Raw genomic sequence first — 3,915 nt, forward strand, 5'->3', positions numbered from 1 at the left:
CTGTGGACCCCTGAATCCCCCGCCCCGGCCCCGCTCATCCTGATGGCCCACAACAACGGCCTGCCCAAGGGGGACGCCCGGCTGGTGGCCCGGGGCCGGCTCACCGCGGCCGACGGCTTCGCGGTGGCCGCCATCGACGCCGCCGGGTGCGGTGACCGCCCCCGTTCCGCCGCCGCCGAGCAGGCCCGCGCCGACCTCCGCCGGGCGATGCAGGCCGGCGAGCCGGTCGACGAGATCTTCGAGTCCCTCGTCGGCCCGATGGTCGAAAGGGCGGCCCCGGACTGGCGGACCGCCCTGGACGCCCTCCTCACGCTCCCCGGGGTCGCGGGCCCGGTCGGGTACTCGGGGTGGACAGCGCTCGGCATCCGCCTCGCGGTGTCCGAGCCGCGCATCGCGGCCGCCGGACTCTTCGCCGGGGGGTTCGTGCCCCGCGCCCAGCGCGAGGAGGCCCGGCAGGTCACCATCCCGCTGCTGTTGCTGCTGCAGTGGGACGACGAGGGCAACCCCCGGCAGCGGGCCCTGGACCTGTTCGACGCCTTCGGCAGCGAGGAGAAGACGCTGCACGCCAATCTGGGCGGACACCTCGGTACGCCGGCGTTCGAGCTGGAGGACGGGAACCGGTTCTACGACCGGCATCTGAGGGCGCCGGCCTCCTGACGGTTCGGCCGCGCGGCGCCCCCGGGGCGGGCAGACGGGGCGGGCCTGACGGCCGCGCCCCGTCCTTCCGCTGCCGCCGGCGGGATCAGAGCAGGACCTTGCTCCACAGCAGGCGGTGGTCGGAGTGGTGCGGCTCCCCGACGAAGGTGTCGGTGACGGTTACCCGGGGCGACACGAACAGGTAGTCGATCTTCTCGTCGCCGTGCGTGGCTTTACCGGAACGGCACAACGTGAACCTGCCCTCCACCCAGCGGAACACGGACATCACGTTGCCGCAGGGGCTGTCTGCCGCCTTGAGGGCTCCGAACGCCCCGTAGTCCTTGTGGTAGAAGCTGCCGAGTGCGAGGGACCACGGGGTGTCGTTCATGTCACCGCCGAGGAGCACGGTATCCGCCGCGTAATCGCGGTTGAGCACGTGACTCGCCTGTGCGGCCTCGTCAAACCTCGATTCCTTCTCGCGGTCCTCGTCTCCAGGCGTCAGGTGGGTGGTGCAGGCGGCGATGTCGCGGGAGGGCGACTTCACGCACAGCATCTCCCGCCGTTCGAGGCCCCCCGAGGTGGTGAGGCGGTGTGCCTTCTTGGTGTCTTTGTCGAACTCCAGATCCGTGCGGTAGAGCACCGCGAGCCCGAACGGGGAGTTGCCGCCCTTGCAGGTGGCCGGAGTGCCGTCGCTGCCGGTGATCTGGTGGAACACCAGGTCGTACTCGGGTTCGAGCTTCTCCTGCAGGCGGTCTTTCCATTTCTCACAGGCTTCCTGCAGCAGCATCACGGCCGGTTTCCGGTCCTCCACGCTCCTGACCAGCGCGTCGGCCGCCTCGTTCCCCTTCGGTCCGTGTTCGCTGTGACCGCCTGCCATGTTGAAGGAGCCGATGATGTTCTCGGCGGCGGCGTTCTCGGCCGGCTCCCCCTCGGCGGCGGCCGGGCTCAGGATGCCGCCGGTCGCGATGAGAGCGGCGGCCAGCGCGGACGCCGAACCGATGCGGATACCCCGAATGCTGCGTAAGTCGCGCATTGCCGTTCTCCTCTGCTGAGTCGTGGATCTCCCTGTCGCAGGGCGGTGGTCAGGAGCTGGGCCGGACCACGGACCAGAGCATCCAGTGGTCGCTGAGCCTGCCGAGCGAGTAGTCGCGCGAGCCCCAGTAGTACGGGTGGCCCCGCACCAGGTCCCAGCCGTAGTCGCTGAAGAAGATGTAGTCGAGCTTCGAGCCGCGGGGGTTCTGGCACGTGGGGTAGTTGAGGTACCAGGGGCCTGTGGTGGTGCACTTGCGGTCGGAGTCCGCCTCGAAGTTCCCCTCGTACAGGGGCTGCAGCGCGTCGTCGTCCGGCCTCAGATTCAGGTCGCCGCCGATGATGGTGCGGTAGCCGCCGTTCTGCCAGTCCCGGGCCTGGTCGCGGAAGTCCCGCGCGGAGGCTTCGCGCAGGTTCGTCTTGTCGGCATTCGCGTTGGCGAAGTGGCTGGCGCAGGCGAGCAGCCGGTTGCCGCGGTCCTGGAGGCAGGCGGCTCCCTGCGTATGGACCGTGCCCGTCTCCTCCTCGTCGGTGTTGGGGAAGGTCATGTCCCAGCCCGGCTTGCCCTCGCTGTCCTGGACCAGGTCGCTGCCGGGCAGCTTCTTCATCGCGATGGCGACGCCGGCCTCCGGTTTGCCGCTCCGGGGGCAGACGACGGGGTTGTCGGTGCCGACGCGGAGCGCCGTGCGGTGCCGGACCACCCACTCGCCGGGGGTCTCGCGGTTGAGCGCGGTCTCCAGCGGACGCGAGTGCAGGCTCTCGCAGGTCTCCTGGACCATGATGACCGTGGTCGACTCGTTCCGCTTGACGCGGTTGACCAGCTCGTCGACCTTGCCGCTGCTGCTACCCGGACAGCTGTTGTCGCCGTCCTCCTTCAGGGCCCCGCAGATGTTCCAGGTCAGTACCCCGACGCGGGACGGCAGACTGCTGCTCTGCCCGCTCCGCGCCCCGTCCGCCGCGCCACCGCCGCCGGACGGCGGCTGAGCCGGTGTCTGTGCCGGTGTCTGTGCGATGGCCGCTCCCCCCGGGGCCACCGCGAGCAGGGCCGCGACGAGCACCCCGCCCAGGAGCGCTCTGCGCCGCGGGACAGCTCTGTGCCGAACCTTGTGCATACGATTCCCTCCCGGACGGGGCCGGTGCCGGAGCACGCGCGCCCCGGCGCCCCCCGTCCCGTGTATCGCCTGGCTGTGCCGATGACTCGTGCTCTGCGTACGGTCACGTGCCGACACCGCCTCCCCTCCTCGCCGGCGGCGGCGACAGAGCCGGTGCCCGGGTGAATCCCAGCGGCTGCGCCGTTGTTCAGCAGCCCGTCGCCGTGCCGCTGAACAACGCGCGGCGGCGCGGGGGCGGGGTGTAGCCGTGGTGCTGGCCGCGGCGGTCGCACTGCGGGCGCCCCTGGTTGTTGCTGCGGATCGTGCCGCCGGATCCGCGCGTCACCGTCGGCATGGTCGCTCCGTCTCCGTGTAGGCGAGCAGGACGGTGGTGGTCTTGGCCCAGATCCGCAGCAGGTGTGCGGGGCGGCCGGGCGGGCTCTTGTGCAGGAGCGTGCGGGCGAACGCGACCGAGGAGAGCGCGACGTCCCGCCGCCGGGTGTCGGCGGGCAGTTGCTCGGCTGTCTTCTGCGCTTCGGGCAGCAGTTCGGCGACGTCGGTGCGCAGGCGGTGCAGCGCCTGGGCGGCCGAGTCCGGGCCGGGCTGGTGCTCGGCCAGGAGGAGGGCGGCGGCCACGTCGCGCCGGGCACGGGCGTGCGGGTCCTCGGGGGCGGTCATCGGCGTCACCCGCTTCGTGGCGTCCCTCACCGCTTCAGGCCCTGCCGCCGCCTGCGCCCGTCCCGTTTGACATCGAGGTGGACCGCGGCGGTCAGCGCGATCACGGCGGTCAGCGCGGTCTCGTCGTCCGGCAGGGGGTCCAGGTCCAGGCCCTGCTCCAGCCAGTCCCCGATCAGCGGGGAGCGGGCTTTGTGCCGGCGGACGCGCTCGGCGCAGCGTTCGGCGAATGCGTCGGACGCGGGGGTGAGGATGGGGCGGGGGAGGTGGCCGCAGCGCCACGCCTTGTCCGCGAGGAGGTGTTCCCGGCCGTCCGGGGACAGGGCGCGGTACCCGTCGAGCAGGGCGGGCCGGGTGCCCAGGGCTGCCAGCGGCCTCTCGGCGTTCTCCGGGTTCGGGGCGTTCTCCAGGACCTCGTCGACGGTGTCGATGAGGGTGCCGCTCAGGGTGAGGACGTGCGGGTAGTCGCTGGGCCGTTCGGGCA

The 3,915-nt window shown here is 71.9% G+C and carries 6 protein-coding genes; 1 reads left to right on the forward strand and 5 read right to left on the reverse strand.

The features are described from left to right. Positions 1-657 (forward strand): dienelactone hydrolase family protein (locus tag G5C65_RS32955; protein WP_165302739.1); only part of this gene is annotated, 657 nt, incomplete at its 5' end. 85 nt (positions 658-742) lie between these two features. Here G5C65_RS32955 and G5C65_RS32960 read toward each other — a convergent pair. The 5 genes from G5C65_RS32960 to G5C65_RS32980 form a co-directional block, all read right to left on the reverse strand. Further along, positions 743-1,669: an endonuclease/exonuclease/phosphatase family protein gene (locus G5C65_RS32960; RefSeq protein WP_165302740.1), complete on the reverse strand. Its 927-nt coding sequence runs from the start codon at positions 1,667-1,669 to the stop codon at positions 743-745. Positions 1,670-1,718: 49 nt separating this feature from the next. Further along, positions 1,719-2,777, reverse strand: a complete 1,059-nt coding sequence (locus G5C65_RS32965; RefSeq protein WP_165302741.1) for an endonuclease/exonuclease/phosphatase family protein — start codon at positions 2,775-2,777, stop codon at positions 1,719-1,721. Between the two features lie 187 nt (positions 2,778-2,964). Continuing rightward, on the reverse strand, positions 2,965-3,111 hold the full coding sequence (locus tag G5C65_RS32970; RefSeq protein WP_165302742.1) for a hypothetical protein: 147 nt from the start codon (positions 3,109-3,111) through the stop codon (positions 2,965-2,967). Then, positions 3,099-3,434: a DUF6415 family natural product biosynthesis protein gene (locus G5C65_RS32975; RefSeq protein WP_165302743.1), complete on the reverse strand. Its 336-nt coding sequence runs from the start codon at positions 3,432-3,434 to the stop codon at positions 3,099-3,101. Before G5C65_RS32975 ends, G5C65_RS32970 begins: the two co-directional genes overlap by 13 nt. A gap of 26 nt (positions 3,435-3,460) precedes the next feature. Then, positions 3,461-3,915 (reverse strand): hypothetical protein (locus tag G5C65_RS32980; RefSeq protein ID WP_165302744.1); only part of this gene is annotated, 455 nt, incomplete at its 5' end.

Origin of the sequence: Streptomyces boncukensis (assembly GCF_011045075.1) — a bacterium.
GTDB lineage: Bacteria > Actinomycetota > Actinomycetes > Streptomycetales > Streptomycetaceae > Streptomyces > Streptomyces boncukensis.